We start from the raw sequence: 26,037 nt of genomic DNA, 5'->3' as shown, positions 1-26,037 counted from the left end.
CCTATTTAATGTTCGTACTCATTACAAAAGTATAACCACCAAAATAATTAGAAAAATAGCCCTACCTATTTTGTATATACAAAATCCAACAAGCCTCATTGAGAACTTGTTGGATTTTAAAATTTTATTCAGTTTCTGCTTGTTTCTTACGTTTTGCAGCTTTCTCACGTTCGCCCTTGTTTAGAATTTGTTTACGCAGACGAATGCTTACTGGAGTAATTTCACAGTATTCATCTTCTGCTAAGAATTCTAGGGATTCTTCTAGAGAAAGTTTTTTAGGTGTTTTGATCACATTTGTTTGGTCTTTATTGGCTGAACGGATATTGGTTTGTTGTTTAGCTTTCGTGATGTTCACAGCAATATCGTTATCACGTGAGTTTTCTCCAACAACCATTCCTTCATAAATATCAGTACCTGGTTCGATAAAAATAGTTCCACGATCTTCGACACCCATAATTCCGTAAGTTGTTGCTTTACCAGTGTCCGTTGATACTAAAGCACCATTTCTACGGCCGCCGATATTGGCATGTACATATGGTAGGTATTGGTCAAAGGTGTGATTCATGATTCCGTATCCACGAGTCATAGACAAGAATTCAGTTGTGTAACCGATTAGTCCACGAGCAGGCGCTAGGAAGATAATCCGAACTTGTCCGTTACCAGTATGTTGCATATCTTGCATCTCACCCTTACGATTGCTTAGGGACTCAATAATAGAACCCATATATTCTTCAGGGGTATCGATTTGCACACGTTCAAATGGTTCGCAACGAACGCCATCAATGTCTTTTAAGATAACTTCTGGACGAGATACTTGTAATTCATAGCCTTCACGACGCATATTTTCAATCAAGATAGACAAATGCAATTCGCCACGTCCGGATACGACCCATGCATCTGGTGAACTAGTTGGTTCTACCTTCAAGGAAACATCTGTGTGTAATTCACGAAGTAGACGTTCTTCAATCTTACGAGAAGTAATGAATTTCCCTTCTTTACCAGCAAATGGTGAATTGTTAGTCAAGAAAGTCATTTGAAGAGTTGGTTCATCTATATGAAGAATTGGTAGAGACTCTTGGAATTCAACTGGAGTTACTGTTTCTCCAACAAAGATGTCCTCCATACCAGAAATAGCAATCAAATCACCAGCTCTAGCTTCATCAATCTCAACACGGTTTAAACCGAAGAAACCAAATAGTTTGGTAACACGGAAATTTTTCTTACTTCCATCTAGCTTGATAAGTGATACTTGGTCACCAACTTTGATAGTTCCACGGAAGACACGGCCAATCCCGATACGTCCAACATAGTCATTATAATCTAGTAGAGAAACTTGGAATTGTAATGGCTCATCTGAATTATCAATTGGGCAAGGGATATGTTCAATAATGGTATCAAATAAGTGGTCCATTGTTTTTTCTTGATCAGCAGCATTGTCAGATAAACTTGTAGTACCATTCAAGGCTGAAGCATAGACAACTGGGAATTCTAATTGGTCATCATCTGCACCTAATTCAATAAATAGTTCTAATACTTCATCAACCACTTCTTCTGGTCTAGCAGCATCACGGTCAATCTTATTTACAACAACAATTGGAGTCAATTTTTGGTCTAAAGCTTTTTTCAATACAAAACGGGTTTGTGGCATGGTTCCTTCATAAGCATCAACGACAAGTACAACTCCATCAACCATTTTCATGATACGCTCTACTTCGCCACCAAAATCCGCGTGACCTGGGGTATCCATGATGTTAATTCGAGTCCCTTTATAGGAAACAGCAGTATTTTTCGCCAAAATCGTAATACCGCGTTCACGCTCAATATCATTTGAGTCCATAGCACGTTCTGACAACTCCGTACGAGCATCTAGGGTTTCTGATTGCTTTAGCATTTCATCAACTAAAGTCGTTTTCCCATGGTCAACGTGGGCAATAATCGCAACGTTACGAATATCGTTTCTTAATTTCATTATTCTTTTTCCTCCAAAAGTTTTATTCCTGAAAAGAAAGACCTATTCCGAATGAACAAGGTCTTTCTTTTGCTTTAGACAGCATGAATAATCTACAACTAGCCAGGTTCTTTAACTTAACTATTTTACCACCATGAAGCTCATTTGAAAAGGAAAAATGTTAAGGATAACGGTTACATGATGAAATAAATTTTACACATCCTCTGCAAGGTGCTCTATAACTTCTTTTCTCAATCGTTCTGACCCTAAAACAATCTTGTGTTTGCTGTCCAAAAGATCAATGTCATGTCCATCCAGTTTGCTTGCACCAATCCCCAACTCTTTAGCAATAATCATGCTAGCTGCAATATCCCAAGAAGCCGCATGATAAGTAATATACCCAACAGCTCGTCCTGTAAATACTGATATAGCTTCAATAGACGCCGCTCCAATTGAACGAGTTCCTAGACTTTTTTTAGCAATCGCTTTGATAGCTGGAGTAGCACGCAGTAAGGTATTGCCATTGATATGCAAAAGCCCCTGAGATAAGCTTTTCTCTGGCAATACTGATAACCTTCTGCCATTACAGTAAGCTCCTTTATCTTTAATTCCAGCATAAAGTCGGTCATTCATAACGTCATAAATATACCCTAATAACCCTACCCCATCCTTATAAAGAGCAATCATAATACCGAAATGACCTTGTTCCTGAATAAAATTCATAGTGCCATCAATGGGGTCGATGATCCAAACATAGCCCTCTAAAGAAACAATACGGTCTCCTTGACCTTCCTCACCAAGAATTTTATGTTCTGGGTAGTTACGTCGAATCTGTTCAATAAAAAAGCGCTCAATTCCTTGATCAACGTCAGTCACTAAATCACGGTAACCCGACTTTTCGGTGATGGTCAAAGGGGTTGTAAAAGAGTCTCTTATCATTTGACCAGCTGTCATCATCCAATCCACGATTTCTAAATGCAACTTTAAAGTATCCATTGGCATCATCTCACTCCCAAATTTATTCTTTTTCCGTCCGATTTTTTATAAGCTTGCACACAGGCATAAAGTGAGTACCCACTTAACTTTTGAAATTCCTGCCCTAAACGTTTTTCTTGCCCAATTGAAGGAACTACCTCTTTAAAGGCATCATATGCTTTTTTGAAGGATTCTTTTGCTATTCCCCCTTCATAACAAGCTTCTACTGCACTCCAACAACCAATCACCTTCGCCATCTCTTCATGTGACCAGTCAAGCTCAATTGGATAGTCATAATTCTTCATGTTTCTACCACTCTTTCTATCAAATAGACTCATAAATCAGTCTAAATTATCTAATTCTTTATACTCAGTCTATTAGAAATCAAGCCCCAATTCAAGAGACAAAGCTTTAAATAGTAAATGTATCTACTAGTTGACCAAAGAGACCGGGTAAAAATTAGTAACAGTATATTTTATTTCTAAATCACAAAAGCGTTTCCCTGAAAAGAATCCGAAATGACGGTGTATAGCATAGCTGACGCACAGTGGATGTTTCGGCTTCAGCCGATTACAGCCACGTAGACAGCTAAGCCAGTGAGACCAAGGCTCACGGCGGTGCCACCGTTCTCAGTTCGGATTCTTTTCAGGGAAACGCTTTTGCTTTTTATGTTACAAACCTTTTGGCATTCAATTGAAAAATGCTAATTATCCATAAAAAAGCTTCCTCCTAGCCCTAAGACCAAGAGGAAGTTCAATCAATCTAATATTATTAAATATGGATTGGCATACCTAGAGCTAGTTCTGCAGCATCCATAACAACTTCTGCTAGAGATGGATGAGAGTGAATTGTCAAAGCAATATCCTCAGCATTCATACCGGCTTCTACTGCTAAACCAAGTTCGGCAATAACATCCGAAGCACCAACACCTGCAACTTGTGCTCCTACGATAACATTGTCATCTTTTGTCGTAATCAAACGAACAAATCCTTCAGTTGCATTCAGAGAAATAGCACGACCATTTCCAGCTAGTGGGAATTTAGATGCTTTTACTTTCAATCCCGCTTCTTTTGCTTCTTTTTGAGTATATCCAACAGAAGCTAATTCTGGGTCAGTAAAAGCAACAGACGGCATTGCACGGTAGTCAACGGCTACTTTTTTGCCTGAAATGGCTTCAGCAGCAATTTTTCCTTCATAACTTGCTTTATGTGCCAATGCAGCACCCGGAACAATATCTCCAATAGCGAAGATGTTAGACTTGTTAGTACGTCCTTGGTTATCAACTTTCACCAAACCACGTTCTGTTAATTCAATTCCAGCAACTTCTAAGCCTAATTCATCCGTGTTAGGACGGCGACCAACTGCCACCATTACATAATCCGCCACGATAGACTCTTCTTTGCCATCAACTTCATACTTAACAGTTACGCTATCACCGTTGTCGATTGCTTCTTTAGCCATAGCTGAGGTTTTAATGGTAACACCCTTTTTAGCGAAATCATCTTCCACTAATTTAATCATATCTTTGTCAAACATAGATAAGATAGATGGTGCACCTTCTAAAATAGTTACTTCTGAACCTAAGTTAGCATAAGCTCCACCTAATTCAGAACCGATAACTCCACCACCGATAACAACAATTTTCTTAGGCACTTCTTTCAGTGCTAAGCCACCTGTTGAATCAATGACGCGTTTACCAAACTTGAAGCCTTTGATTTCAATTGGTCGGCTACCAGTTGCAACAATGGCATGATTGAAGGAGTATGTTTGGGCACTATCCTCATTCATAATACGTAAAGTATGCTCATCCACGAAGAAAGCTTCTCCACGAATAATTTCAACTTTGTTTTTCTTAAGGAGAGATTCAACACCACTGGTCAATTTCTTAACAACGGTATTCTCTTTCCACTCTTGTGTTTTTGCAAAATCAAGCACCACATTTTCAGCTGTTACACCAAAAACTTCTGAGTGCATGGCTTCTTGGTAATGATGTCCCGCAGCGATCAAGGCTTTCGATGGAATACATCCAACGTTAAGACAAACACCACCAATGTATTCTTTTTCTACGATAGTCACTTTTTGTCCTTCTTGGGCAGCACGGATGGCAGCTACATAGCCACCAGGTCCTGCTCCGATAACAATCGTATCTAATTCTATTGCGAAATCTCCTACTACCATTTCTTTATCACCATTACCCTTCCATTAATAACAGCTCAGGATCATTCAATAAACGTTTTAATTCATTCATTGCTTTTTGAGCAGTTGCGCCATCAACGATACGGTGATCGAAGCTTAGCGATAATTTCATGTTACGACCGATAACAATCTCGTCATTGTCGTTGATAACTGGTTCGCGAACGATAGTCCCTACTCCTAAAATAGCTACTTCAGGGTAGTTGATAACTGGTGTAAACCAGCCACCACCAACAGAACCAATGTTAGAAATAGTAACTGTACCTTGAGACATTTCTCCAGCAGTTAATTTACCTGCTTGTGCTTTAGCAGCTAAGCTGTTGATTTCGTCTGCAATTTGGAACATGCTCAATGTATTTGTGTTTTTAAGGTTTGGAACAAATAAACCGTTATCTGTATCTGTTGCAATACCCACGTTATAGTAGTTTTTGTACACAATTTCTTGACTTGCATCATCGATTGATGCGTTCAAGATAGGGTATTTCTTCATAACTACAGTTAAAGCTTTAACCACATAAGGTAAGAAGGTTAATTTCACACCTTGTGCAGCTGCAACATCTTTGAATTTCTTACGGTGATCCCAAAGTTTACTTACTTCAACTTGGTCATGCAAGGTTACGTGTGGAGCTGTGTGTTTGCTGTTAACCATCGCTTTAGAAATCGCACGACGCATTGGTGTTAACTTAACGCGCTCTTCTCTTTCTTTGTTAGACGATACAAATGGTTTTGCTGGTTCAGCTTCTTTTACAGGTGTTGCTGCTTGTGGTGCAGCTACAGGAGCTTGGCTAGCTTCTGGTTGACTTGGAGCACTTGCTACTGGAGCTGGTGCTTGCCCGTTAAAGTTGTCGATATCTTCTTTAGTGACACGTCCACCTTTTCCACTTGGCGTAACTGCTGTAATATCCACACCTTTTTCACGTGCGTATTGACGTACGGATGGCATAGCTAAAACTAATTTGTCTGGGTTTCCTGTTGCAGGAAGACCTGTTGGTGCAGCTGGAGCAGCTTGACTTGGTGTGCTTGCTGCTGGGGCTAGAGTTGCAGGAGCCGCATTACTTGGTGCTAATCCTTCAACTGCAATCTCAACAATAACATCGCCTACGTGTGAAACAGTTCCTTCAGAAACTAAAACTGCGGTAACTGTCCCCGCAACTGGAGATGGAATTTCTTCTACAGATTTGTCATTTTGTACTTCAAATAAGATATCGTCTTCTTCAATCTTATCGCCTACTTTAATGTCAATCTTAACAATTTCACCTTCTGCAATTCCTTCACCAATATCTGGCAATTTGAATTGGAAAGTTCCAGCTTGTGCTGAGGCTGCTACTGGTGCAGCTGCCGGTGCTACCGTTTCACTTGCTGCTGGAACTGGAGCTTCGCTTACTTCGTCTTCATGTCCAGGTGCATCGATTACTACAATAGTATCTCCTACACGTGCAACAGTTCCTTCTTGAACCAATACTTCAAGAACTTTACCACCTACTGGAGATGGAATTTCTTCTACTGATTTATCATTTTGTACTTCGAATAAAATATCATCTTCTTCGATAACATCACCAACTTTGATGTCAATTTTTACGATTTCGCCTTCTGCGATACCTTCACCGATATCAGGCATTTTGAATTTAAAAGCCATGTTTGAACTTCCCTTCTTTTATCTAGGTCTAGTCACCTTAGTTTCACAATCTTGTTTGTTATAAGGATAGACAAACACTTCAAAAGCAAAGCTCATATAGCTCATGCTCTTGAAATGACGTCATTAAGGATTAAAAATTGTAAGTTTCGCGAACTTTAGCTTCAATATCACTAGCGTTTGGCAACCAGTCATTTTCTGCTTGACCGAATGGGAATACAGTATCAGGTGCTGCTACGCGACCAATTGGCGCTTGTAGATGTAAGATAGCACGTTCGGAAATTTCTGACATAACCATAGCGCCTACACCTGCTTGACGTTGTGCTTCTTGAACAACAACCACACGACCAGTTTTTTCAACAGATGCTAGGATGGTATCTAAATCAAGCGGTGAAACAGTACGTAAGTCAATAATTTCTACTGAAATGCCTTCTTTTTCCAAGACTTCAGCTGCTTTGATAGATTCACGAACCATAGCTCCGTAAGTAATGATAGATACATCAGTTCCTTCACGTGTTACAGCTGCTTTTCCAATTGGAACTGTATAAGATTCTTCTGGAACTTCTTCACGGAAAGAACGGTACAACTTCATGTGCTCTAAGAAAACAACTGGGTCATTATCACGAATAGCCGCAATCATTAAACCTTTTGCATCATATGGATTTGAAGGGATAACAACTTTGATACCAGGTGATTGTGCGATGATACCTTCTAAGTTGTCTGAGTGAAGTTCAGGTGTATGAACACCACCACCAAATGGCGAACGGAAAACGATTGGTAAATGACGTGTTCCACCCATACGGTAACGAGTTCTAGCTGCTTGTGCTACAACGGAGTCCAATACTTCAAAAACAAACCCAAAGAATTGGATTTCTGGAACTGGACGATACCCTTCTAAGGCTAGACCAATAGCTAATCCACCGATACCAGACTCTGCTAAAGGAGTATCAAATACGCGGTCTTCGCCAAATTGTTCTTGAAGGCCTTGAGTAGCACGGAATACTCCACCGTTTTTACCAACGTCTTCTCCAAATATAAGAACATTTGGGTCACTTGCCATTTCAGCTGCTAAGGCATCTGTAATGGCTTGAATCATTGTAATTTGTGCCATAATTATTTACTCTCCTTTGCTTCAAATACATCAATTTGTTCTTGAATAGTATTGGTTGGTTCTTCAAACATTGTATTTAAGAAGAAGGAAACTTTTTGTTTAGGCTGTTTGTCAGCTTCTTTAATCGCTTCTTTGATTTCTTCTTTTGTTGCTTCGATTACTTCTTCTTCTTTTTCTTGAGACCATAATCCTTTATCTTCTAGATATTTACGGAAACGAATCAACGGATCTTTTTTAGCCCATTCATCTTGAACGCCTTCAGGTTGGTAACGAGTTGGGTCGTCACCTGACAAGGTATGTGGACCATAACGGTAACAGATGGTTTCAATTAAGACAGGACCATTTCCTGCTACAGCATAGTCACGTGCTTTTTTAGTTACAGCATAAACCGCTAATGGGTCCATACCGTCTACTTGAATACCAGGGATACCAGCTGCAACAGCTTTTTGAGCTAGGGTAACTGCTTTTGTTTGTACTGAACGAGGTGTAGAGATTGCCCATCCATTGTTTTGGATGAAGAAGATTGCTGGCGCATTGAAAGAACCCGCAAAGTTGATTCCTTCATAGAAATCACCTTGTGAAGATCCACCATCACCTGTATAGGTTACTGCAACATTTTTCTTGCCACGTTTTTTAAGTCCTAAAGCAACACCGGCTGCTTGAACGTATTGAGCACCGATAATGATTTGTGGTGGCAAAGCTTTTAATGATTCTGGGTACATATTTCCAGCTACGTGTCCACGAGACCATAAAAAGGCTTGTGACAATGGTAGGCCGTGTTTTATTAATTGAGGAACATCACGATATCCTGGTAATAAAACATCATCTTTTTCAATTGCTTTAATGCTTGCCAATTGGCTAGCTTCTTGACCAGCAGTTGGTGCATAGAAACCTAAACGTCCTTGACGGTTTAGAGCTGTTGAACGTTCATGTAAGATACGAGACCAAACCATATCTGACATCAACCCTACTAATTCATCATCTGACAAATCCGGAACCAAATCTGGATTTACAACATTTCCATCTTGGTCCAAAATTTGAACCATACGGAAATCAGTATTTGTGTCGCTAAATAGTGCATCGAGATCAATTTTTTTCTTCGTTGCCATACTTTTCATTCCTCTTTTCTTTTAAGAATACTCTTAAATAATAGTTGAAAATCATACAGTTTAAAAAAACTGTATTAATCTTTCATCTTTCATGTTTAAATTTAACACTCTTTTTGCTTTGATGCAAGAATAATTCACTGAATCAGAAAAAAGGTCCATATTTTTCTTTATCACAAAATAGCCTACTTGCTTACATTGTATTTTCATTGTACTTTCACTAGTTTTCCGTTTTTTATCGTGACTCAATTCACATTCTGTCTTATAATAATTTACTGCATTTGAATAATAAATGTCTTACAAAAGACTCTAACACAGTCTTGTAACAACTGTACTAAAAAACAGGTAGACACATGTCTACCTGTTCCACCATTAGACGAGTCCTTGCAGAATCATTGCATCAGCAACCTTCTCAAAGGCTGCTATATTAGCTCCTGCTAAGTAATCTTTGTCCAAGTTATATTTTTTAGCTGTTTGACTAACTGTCTTATAAATCATGGTCATGATGTTTTTCAACTCTTCATCAACTTGCTCAGCACTCCAACGTAATCGTTGGCTATTTTGGCTCATTTCTAAGGCTGAAACAGCAACTCCACCTGCATTTGCTGCTTTTGCTGGTCCAAAAAGGATACCTTCCTTACGATAAAGCTCAATAGCCTCCAAGTCACATGGCATATTCGCCCCTTCTGCTACACAGTAAACACCCTGTGTGATAAAGTTTTTAGCCAAGTCAGCTGTAATTTCATTTTGGGTTGCACATGGCAAGGCAATATCATAAGCACCTTCATAGGTCCAAACACTACCTTCGTGGTATGAGCTTGTATCTTTTTCCTGTGCATAAACTGTCAAACGTTCACGACGATTGTTTTTTATATCCAATAACAAATCAACGTCAATACCCGTCTCATCAATGATATAGCCATTTGAATCAGAAACTGCAATTACGGTAGCACCAAGTTCTTGAGCTTTCTGAGTTGCAAACTGAGCCACATTGCCTGACCCAGATACCACTACTTTTTGGTCTTTAAATGACTTACCATGTTCTTTTAAGAGCTCTTCCGTGTAGTAGACTAAGCCATATCCAGTGGCTTCTGGTCTTATCAAACTACCACCGAATCCGTAAGGTTTGCCTGTTAAGACACCAGCATCAAACTGTTTCAAACGTTTGTATTGACCAAACAAATAACCAATCTCACGACCACCTACACCAATATCTCCTGCAGGAATATCAAGTGAAGGGCCAATATGTTTTTGTAGTTCTGTCATAAAGCTTTGACAAAAACGCATGACTTCTTGGTTGGATTTTCCTTTAGGGTTAAAATCACTGCCACCTTTGCCGCCGCCAATAGATAGTTCGGTTAAAGCGTTCTTAAAGATTTGCTCAAAGCCTAAAAATTTTAAGATACTCTGATTGACACTAGGATGAAATCTTAAGCCACCCTTATAAGGTCCGACTGCTGAATTAAATTGCACACGGTAGCCACGATTGACTTGGTATTGTCCTTTGTCATCTATCCAAGGGACACGAAAGCTTATGACACGTTCAGGTTCCAGAATTCGCTCAAGGATATTTTCACGAATGTATTCTGGATGTTTTTCAAAAACTGGCTCAACTGTTGATAAGAGTTCCTCTACCGCTTGTAAAAATTCACTTTCATGTTGGTTGGCCTTTTCTACTTTAGCATATACCTGTTTCAAATATTTGCTAGCTTCCATCAAATCCCTCATTTCATAAAAAAATTCTAACAGACACATTATAAACAATATTCTGACAATTTAACAAGAGTTTGCTTAAAATTTTATGAAAATAGTTAGAATTTCGTTTTCAATAAAGTGCCAAACTTGCCGAAAAATGCTATACTATTACAAGAGAACTAGAATCATATCAAGGAGGACCATTCGTGTTAACTATGAAAGATATTGTCCGTGAAGGGCACCCAGCGCTAAGAGAGCGTGCTAGCAAGATGACATTTCCTTTGTCAGAGGAAGAACAACAAATGGCCTTAGACATGTTGGAATTTTTAAAAAATAGTCAGGATGAAGATATCGCTAAACAGTATGAGTTACGGGCAGGAGTCGGCTTAGCTGCTCCTCAAATAGGTGTCACCAAACAAATGATTGCCCTGCTCTTACCCGGTGAGTATGAAGATGATGAACCAATCTTAAATGATGTTTGGGTTAATCCGAGGGTCATGAGACAGTCTGTTAAACAAACAGCATTGAAAGATGGCGAAGGTTGTCTGTCTGTTGACCGTGAAGTACCAGGGTTAGTCATTCGACCAGACAAGATTACGGTTAGCTTTTACGACCTTGAAGGACAAAAGAAAGAAATGAAACTTGAGGGATATGAAGCAATCGTTGTCCAACATGAGATTGACCATCTGAATGGTATCATGTTTTACGACCATATCAACGAAGCAGACCCACAATTCTTGCCGAAAGGAGTAACGGTTATTGGCTAAAATAAAAAACTCCAAACCGCTTGCTCTTGTATTCGATCTTGATGATACACTCTACTCAAAGGCTGATGTATTTTTTAATACCTTTCAAAAATTTGCCCAGACTTCTTTAAGTCCTCAAGAACTATACCATGTCTATTCTCAGCAAAGTGAAGTAGCCTTTCAGCTCTTTAATCAAGAGCAACTAACTTTAGAAGAATCTCATGTTTATCGCTATAGTCATTTGTTTGACGAGTTGGGCATTACCCTCACTGATCAAGAAATTAAAAAGTTTATCCACTCTTACAATTTCCAACAAACCCAGATAAGCCTATCGCAAGATTGGAAGAAACTACTAGAAACCTTGAAAGACCAATATCAATTGGCCATCTTAAGCAATGGACCTAGTCAGCACCAACGTCATAAATTGGATGCTTTGAATATTGAACCCTTCATTCCTGAAAACAAATGGTTTATCTCTGAGGATCTTGGTTTCCATAAGCCTCACTACCAGTCTTTTCTAGCTGTTGAAGAATCTTTAGGGCTTCACCCCCATCAGATTGTTATGGTCGGCGATACCTTAGAAGCTGATATCACTGGTGCCCAAAAATATGGTTGGAAATCCATTTGGTATCAAGAACACCGCCAACAGTTTCCTACTGCTCATTCGGCAAGCTATAAGACAGCCTTTAAACCACAAGATATTCTCAGACTTTTGGATTCGCCGGAATAAGCGTTCACAAGTCCCAAACAGGACAATTAATATACTTCAAGCCTTGTTTGTGCTAATATACTAATGATGTATATTGCACGTCTTAATATTATTCAAAACTATAAGAAACTCAAAGGAGAAAAAATATGATATTTAAAGTAACTTATCAAGAAAATAAAATTGAAGCACCCCGTCGCGAAAATACGCTGTCTCTTTATGTAGAAGCAGCAAACAAACCAGAAGCACGCAAATTAATTGAAGACAATACTGAATACAATGTTGAATTTATTCAGGAGTTAGATGAAAAACATTTGGCCTACGAAATGAAAGATCCTAGCTTTGAATTAACGGTGTTTTAATATGAAACCAAATATTAAAAATAACGAAACTGGAGTCTTTGCCTTTGGTGGCTTGGGTGAAATTGGTAAAAATACGTATGGCATCCAATTTCAAGACGAACTCATCCTACTAGATGCTGGAATTAAGTTCCCTGAAGATGACTTATTAGGTATCGACTATGTTATACCTGACTACAGTTATATCGTACAAAATCAAAATAAAGTTAAGGGCCTTTTCATCTCCCATGGCCATGAAGACCATATCGGTGGCGTCCCCTTCCTACTAAAACAAGTCAATATTCCTATTTATGCAACCAAATTGGCTATGTCCCTCATCCGTAACAAGTTAGATGAGCATGGATTGCTTAGAGATGCCATTTTACATGAGATTGATGAGGACTCTGTTATTAAATTCAGAAAAACAACGGTTAGTTTTTATCGGACTACTCACAGTATTCCTGATGCTTTTGGGATTGTAGTGAAAACTCCTCCTGGAAACATCGTCTTCACAGGTGACTATAAATTTGACTTCACTCCTGTGGGTGAACCAGCCAATCTCCATCGTATGGCACAAATCGGTAGCGAAGGTGTTCTTGTCCTCTTGGGCGACAGTACCAATTCTGAAGTTCCTGGCTTTACACAATCTGAACAAATTGTGGGTAAATCCATTAAACAAATTATTCAACGAGTTGAAGGCAGAATTATCTTTGCTACTTTTGCCTCAAATGTTTCTCGTCTGAAACAAGTGGCTGATGTTGCCGTTGAAACAGGTCGTAAAATTGCCGTATTTGGTCGTAGCATGGAGGCTAGTTTTGCTACCGCCAGAGAATTGGGCTATATCGATGCTCCAGATGAAACCTTTATCGATGGTAGAGAAATTAATCAATATCCTGCCAATAAAGTGATTATCCTTTGTACAGGATCACAAGGCGAACCAATGGCAGCCCTAAGTCGGATTGCTAACGGAACTCACCGCCAAATCTCAATACAACCTGGGGATACTGTCATTTTCTCAAGTTCACCTATCCCAGGAAATACAACCAGCGTCAACCGTGTTATTAATCTTTTATCAGAAGCTGGCGCTGATGTCATTCACGGTCGCTTGAACAACATTCATACTTCCGGACACGGTTCTCAAGAAGAACAAAAATTAATGTTGCGTTTAATGAAGCCAAAATACTTCGTTCCAGTCCACGGTGAATACCGTATGCAAAAAATCCAAGCCAATCTAGCAGCTCAAGTAGGCATCCCAATTGAAAATTCCTTCATCCTTGGAAATGGTGATGTTCTAGCTGTTACTGCTGATAGCGCAAGACGTGCTGGACACTTTTTTGCAGGTGATGTGTATGTGGACGGTAAAGGTATTGGAGATATTGGTAACATTGTCCTCAGAGACCGTAAAACCCTATCACAAGATGGTTTAGTCATTGTTGTGGCAACGGTCGATTATGAAACAGGTCAATTAGTAGCTGGTCCAGACATTTTATCTCGCGGTTTTATCTACATGCGTGAATCAGGTCAATTACTAAATCAAGCTCAACAACTTCTCAAAGAAGAGATGATTGAGACTTTGTCATCCCCTGATGAACCTAGCAATGAACGTTCTCTAAGAAACGGCATCATTGATACCTTGCAACCTTACCTCTACCAAAAAACAGAACGTAGCCCTATGATTCTACCTGTTATTTTAGACGTAACCGCTGAAGATGCTGTCTCGTAAGTAATGAATATAAAATTAAAGACGATTCTCACAACTTAATCTCGTGAGAATCGTCTTTTTTGTTATAGATAACAGAGTTGGGTAAATACTCTCTGATACTATATATAAGTTTCCAAGTCATAGCACACTAAAGACTCTCTAATTTAGTTGGCTGTAAAGGACTGTGCAAAAAGTCCATAATGACTTATATTTATTTTTAAATCACAAAAGAGTTTTGCAAAAAAGCTTATCAGAAATGAGAACGGTGGCACCGCCGTGAGCCTAGTCTCACTGGCTTAGCTGTCTACGTGGCTGTAATCGGCTGAAGCCGAAACATCCACTGTGCGCCAGCTATGCTCTTTACACCGTTATTTCTGATAAGCTTTTTTGCAAAACTCTTTTGTTTGAATAGCACCCTAAACTTTTACCCAGCCCCTTACAGCCAAACAAGTCGGAGACTCTCTTATCTACACACAAAAACTTGTAGCTCCTTCTTAGTCAAGTCGATTATAATTATAGGATGGTTCATTTAACTCTTCGTCAAAATCTACTGCTAAGTCATAATCTTGGAAGAACCACTCATCTCCACTTTCCACAAAATAAGTAATCCCATTTTCCACGACACTAGCAATAGGTGAATTTGGTTGGTCGACTTCTACCGCTAAAGAGAACCCTTCATGAATAGGGCTGCAGCCATATACTTTCCCTAAGAAGCGTACGCCTCTTTGAGTAGATACCCCCATCTCGGATTCAAACCATTTTTGAGCTTTTTTTGTTACTGTTATTTTCATAGCCTTCCCTACCTCCTTTAAACTCTAACATAATCCTAACACAAGTTAGTGAAAATAAAATAGGATATGCTCACAGTGAAGTTAAGGCTTGGCTAATTGATGTTTAAACGCATAAATAGTTGCTTGAGTTCGATCTTCTACTTCTAATTTAGAAAGAATATTAGACACATGGGTTTTGACCGTTTTCAGGGTGATATATAGACTATCTGCTATATCCTGATTAGACATACCTTCTGCAATCAATAAAAGGACCTCCATCTCACGAGCTGTGAGTTCATCATGAAGATTCTTTTTCTGTTGACGCTGAATGCGGTTGACCAGTTTATCCGTCACTTCTGCTTCAAAGACACCTTCACCTTTGTAGGTGTTTCGAATAGCTTGGGCAATCTCACTGGCAGAGGAAGTTTTTAAAAGGTAACTTTTAGCTCCTGCATTGATAGCTGGAAATACTTTTTCATCATCAATAAAACTAGTCACGATAATAATTCGAGCTTGTGGCCATGCTTTCATAATCTCTTGGGTGGCTTCTATCCCATCCATTTCTGGCATAACAAGGTCCATTAAAATCACATCAGGTCGTAATTCTAAAGCTTTAGCAACACCGACTTGCCCATTTTCTGCTTCGCCAATTACTTCTATATCATCTTGCACCGAAAGATAGGCAGATACACCTAGTCTAACCATCTCATGATCATCAATTAACAGTACTTTTATCATTTGGCTACTCCTTTTAACACTTGATTGGCCAGATTTATTTAATCTGTAATCTGTGGGATTTTAATTTCTACAATCGTTCCTTTGTTTGGAAAACTCAATAGTTTCAATGTACCACCCATTCCAGTTACACGCTCACGAATGTTGACCAAGCCATAACTTCCAGGGCGAGATTCATTGGTATCAAAACCAATGCCATCATCCACCACACGAAGGGAAATCCACTCAGGAGTTTGTCTCAAGAATACATCTAAGTTTTTCGCTTTGGCATGCCTCAAAGTATTGGATAAAAGCTCCTGCATAATTCGAAAGAGGTGATCTTCAATTCCCGGTTTAGTATGGATATCATCTAGTTCCCAATGAATTTCCAATTGCACTTTAGTCATCAATTCTTTTAAGAGCATCTCAATCCCTTTTTTCAGAGATTTATTCTCCAAGGAAACAGGGCGTAGATGGAGTAATAAAGCACGCATTTCTGATTGGGATTCATTGATAATTCGTTCAACCAAGGTCAATTGCTTTTGTAATTTTTCTGGAATACTATCTTTTTGTTCATTTATTGCCGATAGCATCATCATAGCAGCAAACAACTGTTGACTAACTGAGTCGTGTAATTCTCGAGCAATCCGGTGTCGTTCATTCTCTAGAATTTCTTCCTTAGTCTCCTGACCAATATACTGAGGCACTGATGACAGATGTTGCACCTCATTGGACAAATCCATTAATTTGACACGTAGGCGCTGTAGACTAGCGTTAATTCGCCGTAGATTAAAAGGAAGAAAATTCTCATACCAAACTTCTTGAGAAAACAAAGGGTGTTGATAGTTCCCTAAAATCAACCACTCAATTTTTTGCATGGTTAACCGTTCACTTTGTTGGATACTAAAATAATATATAAACGAGAAAATAATAGCAAATAATAGTATCGAAATTCCTAAAGAAAGTATCATAGGAATTTTCGTATTGCCATCCAGAGTAAAAAATGAGTTCCAGCTAATCACAGGTCTCAAGATGAGTAAGACTACCAGAACAAGAAGCAAGGAATATACTAGAAAGTAAATGAAATTCTTAAAACTTAGCCGCTTCCTCATAGCTCAATCACCTCTACACTTCCTACCAAAATAGTGGTGTAGATTAAGACTTTTTTCTTGGCTTGGCTATAGCCTTTTGATTGAAATTCAAGGACTTCATTCTTCACTTCCGTATCAACACCTTCAAAGGTCACCTGTCCTAGAATTGTACTATGATGCAAGGCCACACCAACACCAAGTGGGACGATGACACGAATCTTTCCAACTCCTTTACGAATTAGAATAATATTTTCATCTCGAGGTAGGATGGTATTCCCTAGGTCTATGATGGTATCTCCTGCCAAGGTGATGATGTTAATATCATCCCACTCATAGATATCTTCACCAACTTCTTGACTGCCTATCCATTGTTGTCGACTTCTTCTTTTTAGTCCACTAGGCTCTACTGTTTTTACAGCCCTATATTCTTTCTTATTCCAAAAACTACTAGCACCATTATTTTTACCCGAAAAACTAGGAAGTATATCATTGCCAAATAATGCCAGAGCCACCAAAGTGATCGCTATGGCAAACCAAAATCCAATGGTTGAAAACATGGCAATGATAACTAAGGTTAAACCTAACATGATTCCAATAATTCTAGTTCTTCGTCTGGTTTTACTAGTAAAGCTTAAGACCAATAAAAATAAACCTAAAACGGTCATGACAAGCAAACTTCTATCATTAATTAATTGTGCTGTTGTAATTAGCATGGAGAAAGAAACTAGTAATAATAATATTTTTACTTTGAAATTCTTCACCGTGTATCCCCCTCTACTTTGTCACACTTATCATACACTACTTTCTGCCTGATGTGCACTTACAAAAGGCGGAAAAGAACTCAGTCTAAAGTCCTAGACAAATTAAAAATTCCAAAAAAACTGAGCTAGTAGTCGATAATGACTTATCAGTCTACTAGCTCAGCTATTTGTTTAATTAATCTATTTTAGGCAGATTGAATATCTACAATCTTGATATGCATATCGCCACCTGGTGTAGAAATTACTGCTTCTTCATCCAGTTTTTTTCCAATAATCCCTTTGGCAATTGGAGAGTCGTTAGAAATCTTACCTTCGATTGGATTTGCTTCTGCACTACCTACGATTGTGTAGGTTTCCTCATCTCCATCAGGTAATTCTTTAAATGTAATGGTACGTCCTAATGATACAATATCTTTTTCAATATTTTGATCATCAATAATTTCGGCATAACGTATCATCTTTTCTAAAGTTGAAATACGTCCTTCCACGAAAGCTTGTTCATCTTTAGCAGATTCGTACTCTGAATTCTCAGACAAATCTCCATAAGAACGAGCAATCTTAATGCGTTCAACTATTTCTTTACGTTTAACAACTTTTAATTCTTCTAACTCAGCTTCTATTTTTTCTTTGCCTTCAAGAGTCATTGGGAATACTTTTTCGTTCATGAATTAATCTCCTTTAGGTTCTTGTCTTTCTGTACGTAAATGTACAATGAAGTAAAGATAACACGTTCTGTAAAAGAATGCAATCTATTTTAGTCTAAATTATTATTTGCTGAATTGGACTTAAGAATTGAATCTATTTTAGTCGTCATAAGGTCAATTGCTACAATATTTGATCCACCTTCTGGAATAATAATATCAGCAAATTTTTTTGTTGGTTCAATAAATTGATGGTGCATGGGTTTAACAACCGTTAGATATTGATTAATAACTGAATCTAAGGTTCTGCCTCTTTCCTCAATGTCTCGTTTGATACGTCTAATAATTCGAATATCATCATCGGTATCCACATAGACCTTAATATCCATCAAATCACGCATTCGTTTATCTTCCAAGATCAAGATTCCCTCAATTAGAATGACATCTTTAGGTTCTTGATGGATAACCTTGTTGCTACGAGTATGCATTTCATAGTCATAAACTGGCTCATCAATGGATTCAAAACGAATTAATTTTTCCAGATGTTCAATCAACAAATCCGTGTCGAAAGCAAATGGATGGTCATAGTTGGTTTTCAATCTTTCCTCGAAAGGGAGATAACTTTGGTCCTTGTAATAATAATCTTGATCGATTTTAACAATTGAAAGATCAGGAAAATTAGCTAATATTTTTCTGCTAACACTTGTCTTCCCACTGCCTGATCCACCTGTTACGCCTATTACGATTGGTTTTTTTCGTGACATGTTCTTACTCCTTATCTACATACTTAGCTTGCAATTCCATGTGCTGCTCATAGGTTTCTGAATAATAAACCTTACCGGTACTAGTATCCGCTAAGAAATAAAGATAGGTACTATCGGTAGGATTTAAAGCTGCCTGAATAGCATGGTCACTTGGACTGTTGTATGGCCCAGGCCCCATTCCATAATGTTTGTATAAATTGTAAGGAGAATCTACTTCTAAATCTTGGAGTGTAACAATCTCTTTATGAACATCTAAAGCATACAAGACTGAAATATCGGTTTGAAGCATCATATCATCTTTAATTCGATTGTAGAAGACTCCTGCAATCAATTTACGGTCTTCATCCGACACACCTTCTTTTTCAACTAAAGAAGCCATCGTTAAGATTTTATGCACATCTGTCCCTTTTTCTTCAATTTGGTCATAATATTTAGACATCACTTCATCTGTCTTTTTAACCATAGCCGTAATAATCATTTGTAAGGTTGAGTTTTTATCCACATCATAGGTAGCTGGGAATAAATATCCTTCCAAATGATAGCGAGTATCGGCAACATAATTAGAGGCTGTTAGCAATTTTGGATAGGTTTCTAATAATAGGTTGAAGAAGGTCATATCTTGAGCTTTGGCAATAAATTCTTCTGCTGTATAAGCCGTCGCCTCTTCTACTGCCTTAGCAATATCCTTGAGTTGATCGCCCTCTCGAATCAGAATTTTGGCGGCGGTCTCCGATTGGTCCTGCCCACCTCCAGTTAGTGCCGTAATAACCTGATCCAAGGTCATAGATGATGAAAATTTGTAAAATCCAGCTTTAAATTCGGAGACATTCTTCATCTTTGTATAGTAATTAAAAATCTTTGCATTACGAATAACCTTATTGGTTTGAAGAATATCGGCAATTTCTCGTACAGAAGAGCCAGAAGGAATTTCCACCTCAAATGTTTGAGTTTGACTAGCATCAACCGGCTGGATATTGGTATCAACATATCGGTAAAATACGATGGAAAAGATAACCAACAAAGCTACCAATACGGAAACAACCCCAACAACTACTTTTCTAACAATAGAGGATTCTTTTTGACGTATATCTCTGATGGAATCATTTTCTCCAATTAACGGTCTTTTTTTAATTTCGCGCTTCTTCTTCATAATTTCCCCCTTGCATAATGAACATCTATATTGTTTGTGGGTAATAGTTTATTTTTTGTATGCACTTTTGTTATTATACATGAATATTGTAAGAAAATGAACTATTGTTCTCAAAAATTGTCAAATCCTTAGAAAATCTAAGAAAAGTTACCACTGTTAAAAGAGATAGACTCTAGCTAATGGGCCGAAAATCAGAACGGTGGCACTGTCGTGAACCAGGGTCTCATCAGAATAGCTGTCTACATGGGGGGGCAAAAGGTCTCTGCTGCTATTTAAACAAAAGAGTTTTACGAAAAAGCTTATCAGAAATAACGGTGTAAAGCATAGCTGGCGTACAGTGGATGTTTCGGCTTTAGCCGATTACAACCACGTAGACAGCTAAGCCAGTGAGACCTAGGCTCACGGCGGTGCCACCGTTCTCATTTCTGATAAGCTTTTTCGCAAAACTCTTTTGTGACTAAAAAAATAGATTTTACTATTTACCGATCCCCTTAGCTGCCTACGTATCTGTAATCGACTAAAGTCAAAACAGCTACGCTTGTACACCGTTATTTCCAACCTATAAGCTGTAGCCTCTCTCTTTGCTAGATAATACGGAATAAAAAAACACCACAAGACCAAGATTGGTTTTGCAGTGTTCTAATTTTTTATTGCTTATTCTTGTTCTTCGTCATCTAGGAAAGTGTTTAAAACTTCTTCAATCATATCCCATTCTGCGTCGGTTTCAATTGGTTTTAATTCACCTTCTGTACCATCTTCAGCTTCAATATAAGAGAAAGCTTGAATTTCAATTTCTTCCCCTTCATCTACAAATTCAGCTGGGTAAGCTAAAACATAAGATTTTTCAAATTCATCTGAATCAAAGGTAAACAAAATTTCGTATAAGACTTCCGTTCCATCTTCATCGATGATTGTGATATGTTCGTGGTCGTCATGTGAATGATCGTGATGTTCTGTCATAAGGCACCTCATTTTTTATTTTTATCCTCAACTATTGAGGATGGCTATCTAAATAGTTTTGTAAAAGAATCACTGCAGCTAGCTTATCAATGACCTTTTTCCTTTTCTTTCGTGAAACATTACCTTCTGAAACTAGCATTCTTTCTGCTTGAACAGTTGTCAACCGTTCATCTTGAAAATCAATGGGAATGTCACTTAATTCAGAGAGTTGCTTGGCGTAATCTTGCGATGCTTGAGCTCGAAATCCAATTGAATTGTTCATATTTTTGGGTAATCCAACAACAATCTTTCCAACCTCATACTCTTTGGCTAAATCTAAAACACGTTGAAAACCAAAAATCTTCTCTTCTTCGGAGATTACAATGGTTTCAATGCCTTGAGCTGTCCAACCCATGGGGTCACTAATGGCAACTCCGACTGTTTTAGAACCAACATCTAAACCCATTACACGCATTAAACTTCTCTTCCTGTTGAACGAATGTAACTCTTGATTAATTCTTCTAAGATCTCATCACGTTCATGACGACGAATTAAATTACGAGCATCTTTATGACGTGGAATATAAGCTGGGTCACCAGAAAGTAAGTAGCCAACAATCTGATTAATAGAGCTATACCCTTTTTCATTTAATGCATCGTAAACAATCGTTACTGTTTCTTTGACACTTTTTTCGTCCTTATCATTCAGTTTAAATAAGACCGTCTCATCAATTGAATTCATGACGTCACCCCATTTCATAATATAAGTCTATTCTACTAAATAATAATGGAAACTACAACTTAAAGGTGCTAAGCAAATTGCTTTTAAACAGGCAATCTTAAATGCCTCTCCCTGAGAATAAACATCTTAAAGAGTTTGTAACCAAACTTTTGCTTCGTTTAAGGCATCTGGAATTCCAGATGGATTCTTACCACCAGCTTGAGCCATATCAGGTCGGCCACCACCGCCACCACCAATTTTTGGTGCAACAGCCTTAATCAACTCACCCGCTTTAATACCATTTTGGTTAGCCTTCTTCGATGCCGCAGCTAAAAGAACTGCCTTATCATCTTGTTCAGATGCCACTAAGAAGACATCTGATGCCTCCTTTTGACGCCATTGGTCAACTAGTTGGCGCAATTCCTCCATGCCTTTATTCTCCAATTTGGCAGTGATGATACTTGTTCCATTGATGGTTTCGCTATTGGTGAATAGATCAGCTGTTTCGCTCTTCATGACTTTAGCTTTCAAAGAGTGAATCTCTTGTTGCAAGTCTTTTAATTCACCTTGTAAGTTCACTATTTTTTCTGGAACGCTGTCCAAATGAATAGATTTAACAGCTTGTGCAGCTTCTTTTAAGAGGTTTTCTCTTTGGCTCAGCAATAGATAAGCTTCTTTGCTGGTAACTGCTTCGATACGACGAATTCCGGCACCAATTCCTGATTCGGATACAATCTTGAAAAGTCCAATTTCTTGAGTATTTGAAACGTGTAAGCCACCACACAATTCGATAGACCAGTCGTCCACTGAGACAACTCGAACATCTTTGCCATATTTCTCGCCAAATAGAGCCATTGCGCCCATTTCTTTGGCTGCTTCAAGACTAGTTTCAATGGTGACGACATCAAGCGCCTGCCAGATTTTTTGATTTACAATCTCTTCCATCTGTGCCAATTCTTGATTGGTTACTTGGCCGAAATGGCTAAAATCAAAACGAAGATAGTCTGGAGCAACTAACGAACCTGCTTGATTGGCATGGTGTCCCAAAACATCTTTTAGGGCCTGGTGGAGCAAATGGGTTGCTGTATGATTTTTAAGAATCTTAGAACGAAGCTGTGAATCAACTTCCAGTTGGTAGATAGCATCTTTTTGAATCGCACCTTCTAGATCGATAGTATGAAGTGATTGTCCATTAGGAGCTTTCTTAACTTGGATAACATGTGCTACAACATGACCATCTAAATCTTTGATCCAACCTTTATCAGCAACTTGTCCACCCATTTCAGCGTAGAATGGCGTTTGGTCGAAAATGACTTGAACTCGGTTACCACTTTCAGCTGATTCTACCAACTCATCTTGGTCGATGATTGCTGTCAACTTAGCTTGGCTCCTATCTGTTTCATAACCGAGGAATTTACTTTCTAGGGTAATATCACGCAAAATTTTAGATTGAACAGACATAGAAGTATCCGTATTTCTAGCAGCTCGAGCTCGTTCTTTTTGAGCCTGCATTTCTTTGTCAAATGCGTCTTGGTCAATAGTAAAGCCATTATCACTAGCATATTCCAAGGTTAATTCATAAGGGAAACCATACGTGTCGTAGAGTTTAAAGGCATCACTTCCTGAAACCGTCGTTTGCTGTTTCTCTCTCATTTCTTGGAAGATAGATTCTAGAATAGTTAGACCATCGTGGATGGTTTCTTGGAATCTTTCTTCTTCATTTAAGATGACTTTTTGGATGAAGTCTTGGTTTTCTCTAACTTCCGGATAGTAGCTTTCCATAATTTGAGCTACGATTGGTACTAATTTTGTCAAAAAGGCCCCTTGAATGCCTAGTCTTTGTCCATGCATTACTGAACGACGAATCAAACGACGAATAATGTAGCCACGCCCCTCGTTTGATGGTAAAGCACCGTCTCCAATAGCAAAGCTCACTGCACGGATATGGTCGGCGATAACCTTGAAAGATACATCTGTTGCTTTATCTTGACCATAGTGTTTGTCTTGGCTTAAGCTTTCTAGCTCTTTGATGATTGGCATAAACAAGTCTGTTTCAAAGTTGGTTGGTGTATTTTGTAGAACAGACACAACCCGTTCCAAACCCATACCTGTATCGACGTTCTTATGTGGTAAAGGAGGATAAGTTCCATCTGGCAAATGGTTAAATTCAGAGAAAACTAAGTTCCAGATTTCCAAATAACGTTCATTTTCACCACCGGGATAGTTTTCTGGGTCATCCTCTGCTAAGTTTTGGAAATCTAGTCCACGGTCATAAAAGATTTCTGTATCTGGTCCACAAGGTCCTGCACCAATATCCCAAAAATTATCTGCAACTGGAATAATATGGTTTTCTGGCAACCCAACTTTTTTCATCCATATTTCTTTTGTTTCTTCATCTTCTGGGTAGTAAGTCACATAGAGACGCTCTGCTTCTAAACCTAGCCACTTATCAGATGTTAGAAATTCCCATGCCCATGGAATAACCTCTTCTTTGAAGTAATCACCGATGGAGAAATTCCCCATCATCTCAAAAAGTGTATGGTGACGAGCTGTGTGTCCTACATTTTCAATATCATTGGTACGGATACTTTTTTGCGCATTGGCAATTCTTGGTACTTCAGGAATCTCGCTGCCATCAAAATATTTTTTTAGGGTAGCAACTCCGGAGTTGATCCATAAAAGCGTTGGGTCATTGACCGGAATTAAAGAAGCACTAGGATGAACACTATGCCCCTTTTCTTTAAAGAAATCTAAATACATTTGACGCACTTGACTACTACTTAATTGTTTCATCTTATTCCTACCTTTTCTCGTATTTTTTCGTAATAAAAAAATCGCTCCATTGACTACAAGGGCGTTGTCCTTCGCGGTACCACCTTGCTTTCAATGAAACGAACTTCATTCTCATTCAGTCCTTTAACGCAGGAGACGTTTGTATTTCTACAAAAAGTATTGAACCAGGAGCTCCATTTGATTGGTCATTCTCACCTTATTGACCTCTCTGTTGTTCTCAAATGTTTATCTGTTTCACTTGTATGATTTCCTTAACAAGTATAGTCAAACTAAGCACTAATGTCAATGATTCCGCCATGTTTTTCTAACTATAGTTCTATCCGAATACTTCTACGTACACAATAGTAACCTGGGTCTAAGTATTTATGATTAGTAATATCTAGGGGGCTTGAACTTCTGTAATAGTTAGAAAATGGTAATAGGTTAATGATGGGTGCTTTATGCTTTTCTTCAATCCAATCACCTTTCGTATAAGCTTGGTCTTCAATGAGTTCTGGTCCCCATTCCGGTGCAGCAATTTCTAAACCAAACATATTTCTTTGACCTAGTGGGCTTTCCTGCAGATCACTCAGGACACTACGATGAAGTTTGTTACTCCATGGAAAAAGTCGACGAGTTGAAGCTCCACGACAATACTCCCACTCATCTTCTGATAAGAGCCCCATGCCTGTTCGTTGAATATCTTCTTTGACTGCTTGATAAGAAACTGGGTTGTCTATATAGCAATCATATAAATCAGGATTAGCCTTGTTTTCTTTAATAAACAGCTTTTCTGTTCGAATAGTGCGTGGGTATTCCTGTAAAAAGACGTCCTGACTATGATCTGGAATGACCAAATCACGAATTTGATTAAGGATAGCTTGTGAGGTTTCACTTGAATCACTTAGTTCTCCCGTTACAACCGAGTAGCTACCAATAGGTCTTAAGCCCACAAACTTAGGACTAACTTCAACCAATAAAGGCGGAATCGACACTTCTCTTAAGGGAGATGTTTGTTGATTAATGGTTTGTGCCACTTCTTGGGTAGTTAATTTTTGATTGGTTATTTCTGACCAAGACGGTGCCTTACTTTGAAAAATATAGCCATTTAAATATTCATTGAGATAGTTTTTTAAAGCATAGCGTAGCTCTTGTCGCTCTTCGCTACAATCTAACCCATCCAAACCGGATAAACCGCCATCCCAACCAAGCAAACAGTCTGTTTGCCCTGGAACAAAAACAAAGCGTGAGCCATCAATCGTCACTTCAAAAGTATCCGTTTTAATACCGCCATAATGAAAGTGTTTCGCTTCAATATTGCTAACGGATAAAAGTGGATTCACAAAGTATCTCAGAACATGTTGAAGAAGCACTTGTTTGTTGTCAAAAGAAAGTTGCTTCCAAATCGGGTTATTTAGTTGTTGAAAAAAGTCTGCATTCATAGCCGCTAACCTCCACTATTTTTTATCAGTATAGCAAAAAAATAAGCTATTACCAAAATAAGTCGATTCTTTTATTCACTCTTCCACTTTTCTATGTCATAATAGGAGGGATAATAATCA

At 38.5% G+C, this 26,037-nt stretch carries 24 protein-coding genes; 4 read left to right on the top strand and 20 right to left on the bottom strand.

Going from position 1 to position 26,037, the window contains the following annotated elements; translation table 11 throughout:
* Positions 1 to 124: 124 nt before the first annotated feature.
* The 8 genes from typA to gdhA form a co-directional block, all read right to left on the bottom strand.
* Positions 125 to 1,969: a translational GTPase TypA gene (typA, locus tag NPA36_RS08795; protein ID WP_256945757.1), complete on the bottom strand. Its 1,845-nt coding sequence runs from the start codon at positions 1,967 to 1,969 to the stop codon at positions 125 to 127.
* Positions 1,970 to 2,161: 192 nt separating this feature from the next.
* Positions 2,162 to 2,950: an inositol monophosphatase family protein gene (locus NPA36_RS08790; RefSeq protein WP_256945756.1), complete on the bottom strand. Its 789-nt coding sequence runs from the start codon at positions 2,948 to 2,950 to the stop codon at positions 2,162 to 2,164.
* Positions 2,950 to 3,228: a UPF0223 family protein gene (locus NPA36_RS08785; RefSeq protein ID WP_256945755.1), complete on the bottom strand. Its 279-nt coding sequence runs from the start codon at positions 3,226 to 3,228 to the stop codon at positions 2,950 to 2,952. The genes NPA36_RS08790 and NPA36_RS08785 overlap by 1 nt, the downstream gene beginning before the upstream one ends.
* Positions 3,229 to 3,694: 466 nt before the next feature.
* Positions 3,695 to 5,101 carry a dihydrolipoyl dehydrogenase gene (gene lpdA / locus NPA36_RS08780; RefSeq protein WP_256945754.1) on the bottom strand — a complete coding sequence of 469 codons (1,407 nt, stop codon included), beginning with the start codon at positions 5,099 to 5,101 and terminating at the stop codon, positions 3,695 to 3,697.
* A 13-nt stretch (positions 5,102 to 5,114) separates the two neighbouring features.
* Complete coding sequence (locus tag NPA36_RS08775) at positions 5,115 to 6,752, bottom strand: dihydrolipoyllysine-residue acetyltransferase (protein ID WP_256945753.1); 1,638 nt, start codon at positions 6,750 to 6,752, stop codon at positions 5,115 to 5,117.
* A gap of 130 nt (positions 6,753 to 6,882) precedes the next feature.
* Complete coding sequence (locus NPA36_RS08770) at positions 6,883 to 7,860, bottom strand: alpha-ketoacid dehydrogenase subunit beta (protein WP_256945752.1); 978 nt, start codon at positions 7,858 to 7,860, stop codon at positions 6,883 to 6,885.
* Between the two features lie 2 nt (positions 7,861 to 7,862).
* Positions 7,863 to 8,969 carry a pyruvate dehydrogenase (acetyl-transferring) E1 component subunit alpha gene (gene pdhA / locus NPA36_RS08765; protein ID WP_256945751.1) on the bottom strand — a complete coding sequence of 369 codons (1,107 nt, stop codon included), beginning with the start codon at positions 8,967 to 8,969 and terminating at the stop codon, positions 7,863 to 7,865.
* 369 nt (positions 8,970 to 9,338) lie between these two features.
* Positions 9,339 to 10,682, bottom strand: coding sequence for an NADP-specific glutamate dehydrogenase (gene gdhA, locus NPA36_RS08760; protein ID WP_407932811.1), 1,344 nt, complete (start codon positions 10,680 to 10,682; stop codon positions 9,339 to 9,341).
* 185 nt (positions 10,683 to 10,867) lie between these two features.
* Between gdhA and def the strand changes: the two genes are divergently transcribed.
* From def to rnjA, 4 genes are all read left to right on the top strand, one after another.
* Positions 10,868 to 11,428 carry a peptide deformylase gene (gene def / locus NPA36_RS08755; RefSeq protein WP_256945750.1) on the top strand — a complete coding sequence of 187 codons (561 nt, stop codon included), beginning with the start codon at positions 10,868 to 10,870 and terminating at the stop codon, positions 11,426 to 11,428.
* Complete coding sequence (locus NPA36_RS08750; protein ID WP_256945749.1) at positions 11,421 to 12,137, top strand: HAD family hydrolase; 717 nt, start codon at positions 11,421 to 11,423, stop codon at positions 12,135 to 12,137. Before def ends, NPA36_RS08750 begins: the two co-directional genes overlap by 8 nt.
* Before the next feature lie 125 nt (positions 12,138 to 12,262).
* Complete coding sequence (locus NPA36_RS08745) at positions 12,263 to 12,475, top strand: DNA-directed RNA polymerase subunit epsilon (protein ID WP_256945748.1); 213 nt, start codon at positions 12,263 to 12,265, stop codon at positions 12,473 to 12,475.
* Between the two features lies 1 nt (position 12,476).
* Positions 12,477 to 14,174: a ribonuclease J1 gene (gene rnjA, locus NPA36_RS08740; protein WP_256945747.1), complete on the top strand. Its 1,698-nt coding sequence runs from the start codon at positions 12,477 to 12,479 to the stop codon at positions 14,172 to 14,174.
* A gap of 473 nt (positions 14,175 to 14,647) precedes the next feature.
* On the opposite strand, the gene NPA36_RS08735 is transcribed toward rnjA, so the two are convergent.
* The 12 genes from NPA36_RS08735 to NPA36_RS08680 form a co-directional block, all read right to left on the bottom strand.
* Positions 14,648 to 14,944 (bottom strand): HesB/YadR/YfhF family protein, encoded by a 297-nt coding sequence (locus tag NPA36_RS08735; protein ID WP_256945746.1) that lies wholly within the window; start codon positions 14,942 to 14,944, stop codon positions 14,648 to 14,650.
* An 81-nt stretch (positions 14,945 to 15,025) separates the two neighbouring features.
* Complete coding sequence (locus tag NPA36_RS08730) at positions 15,026 to 15,661, bottom strand: response regulator transcription factor (protein WP_256945745.1); 636 nt, start codon at positions 15,659 to 15,661, stop codon at positions 15,026 to 15,028.
* Between the two features lie 38 nt (positions 15,662 to 15,699).
* On the bottom strand, positions 15,700 to 16,515 hold the full coding sequence (locus NPA36_RS08725; RefSeq protein ID WP_256945744.1) for a sensor histidine kinase: 816 nt from the start codon (positions 16,513 to 16,515) through the stop codon (positions 15,700 to 15,702).
* A gap of 230 nt (positions 16,516 to 16,745) precedes the next feature.
* Positions 16,746 to 17,489: a cell wall-active antibiotics response protein LiaF gene (gene liaF / locus NPA36_RS08720; RefSeq protein WP_256945743.1), complete on the bottom strand. Its 744-nt coding sequence runs from the start codon at positions 17,487 to 17,489 to the stop codon at positions 16,746 to 16,748.
* 185 nt (positions 17,490 to 17,674) lie between these two features.
* A complete protein-coding gene (greA, locus tag NPA36_RS08715; protein WP_256945742.1) occupies positions 17,675 to 18,154 on the bottom strand; it encodes a transcription elongation factor GreA in 480 nt (159 codons plus the stop codon).
* Between the two features lie 89 nt (positions 18,155 to 18,243).
* A complete protein-coding gene (gene udk / locus NPA36_RS08710) occupies positions 18,244 to 18,894 on the bottom strand; it encodes a uridine kinase (protein WP_256945741.1) in 651 nt (216 codons plus the stop codon).
* Between the two features lie 4 nt (positions 18,895 to 18,898).
* Entirely contained in the window at positions 18,899 to 20,044 is a 1,146-nt protein-coding gene (gene mltG / locus NPA36_RS08705; protein WP_256945740.1) for an endolytic transglycosylase MltG, read from the bottom strand.
* 654 nt (positions 20,045 to 20,698) lie between these two features.
* On the bottom strand, positions 20,699 to 21,004 hold the full coding sequence (locus NPA36_RS08700) for a DUF1292 domain-containing protein (RefSeq protein WP_256945739.1): 306 nt from the start codon (positions 21,002 to 21,004) through the stop codon (positions 20,699 to 20,701).
* Positions 21,005 to 21,035: 31 nt separating this feature from the next.
* Positions 21,036 to 21,458 (bottom strand): Holliday junction resolvase RuvX, encoded by a 423-nt coding sequence (gene ruvX / locus NPA36_RS08695; protein ID WP_256945738.1) that lies wholly within the window; start codon positions 21,456 to 21,458, stop codon positions 21,036 to 21,038.
* The gene (locus NPA36_RS08690) at positions 21,458 to 21,724 is read right to left on the bottom strand and encodes an IreB family regulatory phosphoprotein (RefSeq protein ID WP_256945737.1); all 267 of its coding nucleotides are present in this window, start codon (positions 21,722 to 21,724) and stop codon (positions 21,458 to 21,460) included. The genes ruvX and NPA36_RS08690 overlap by 1 nt, the downstream gene beginning before the upstream one ends.
* A 126-nt stretch (positions 21,725 to 21,850) precedes the next feature.
* Positions 21,851 to 24,496 (bottom strand): alanine--tRNA ligase, encoded by a 2,646-nt coding sequence (gene alaS / locus NPA36_RS08685; protein ID WP_256945736.1) that lies wholly within the window; start codon positions 24,494 to 24,496, stop codon positions 21,851 to 21,853.
* A 308-nt stretch (positions 24,497 to 24,804) separates the two neighbouring features.
* Positions 24,805 to 25,917, bottom strand: coding sequence for a formylglycine-generating enzyme family protein (locus NPA36_RS08680; protein ID WP_256945735.1), 1,113 nt, complete (start codon positions 25,915 to 25,917; stop codon positions 24,805 to 24,807).
* Positions 25,918 to 26,037: the final 120 nt, after the last annotated feature.

Source organism: Granulicatella seriolae, assembly GCF_024543085.1.
Taxonomy (GTDB): domain Bacteria; phylum Bacillota; class Bacilli; order Lactobacillales; family Aerococcaceae; genus Granulicatella; species Granulicatella seriolae.
Note: the sequence above shows the minus strand (reverse complement) of the source record. Positions and strands in the feature narration are given on the sequence as shown.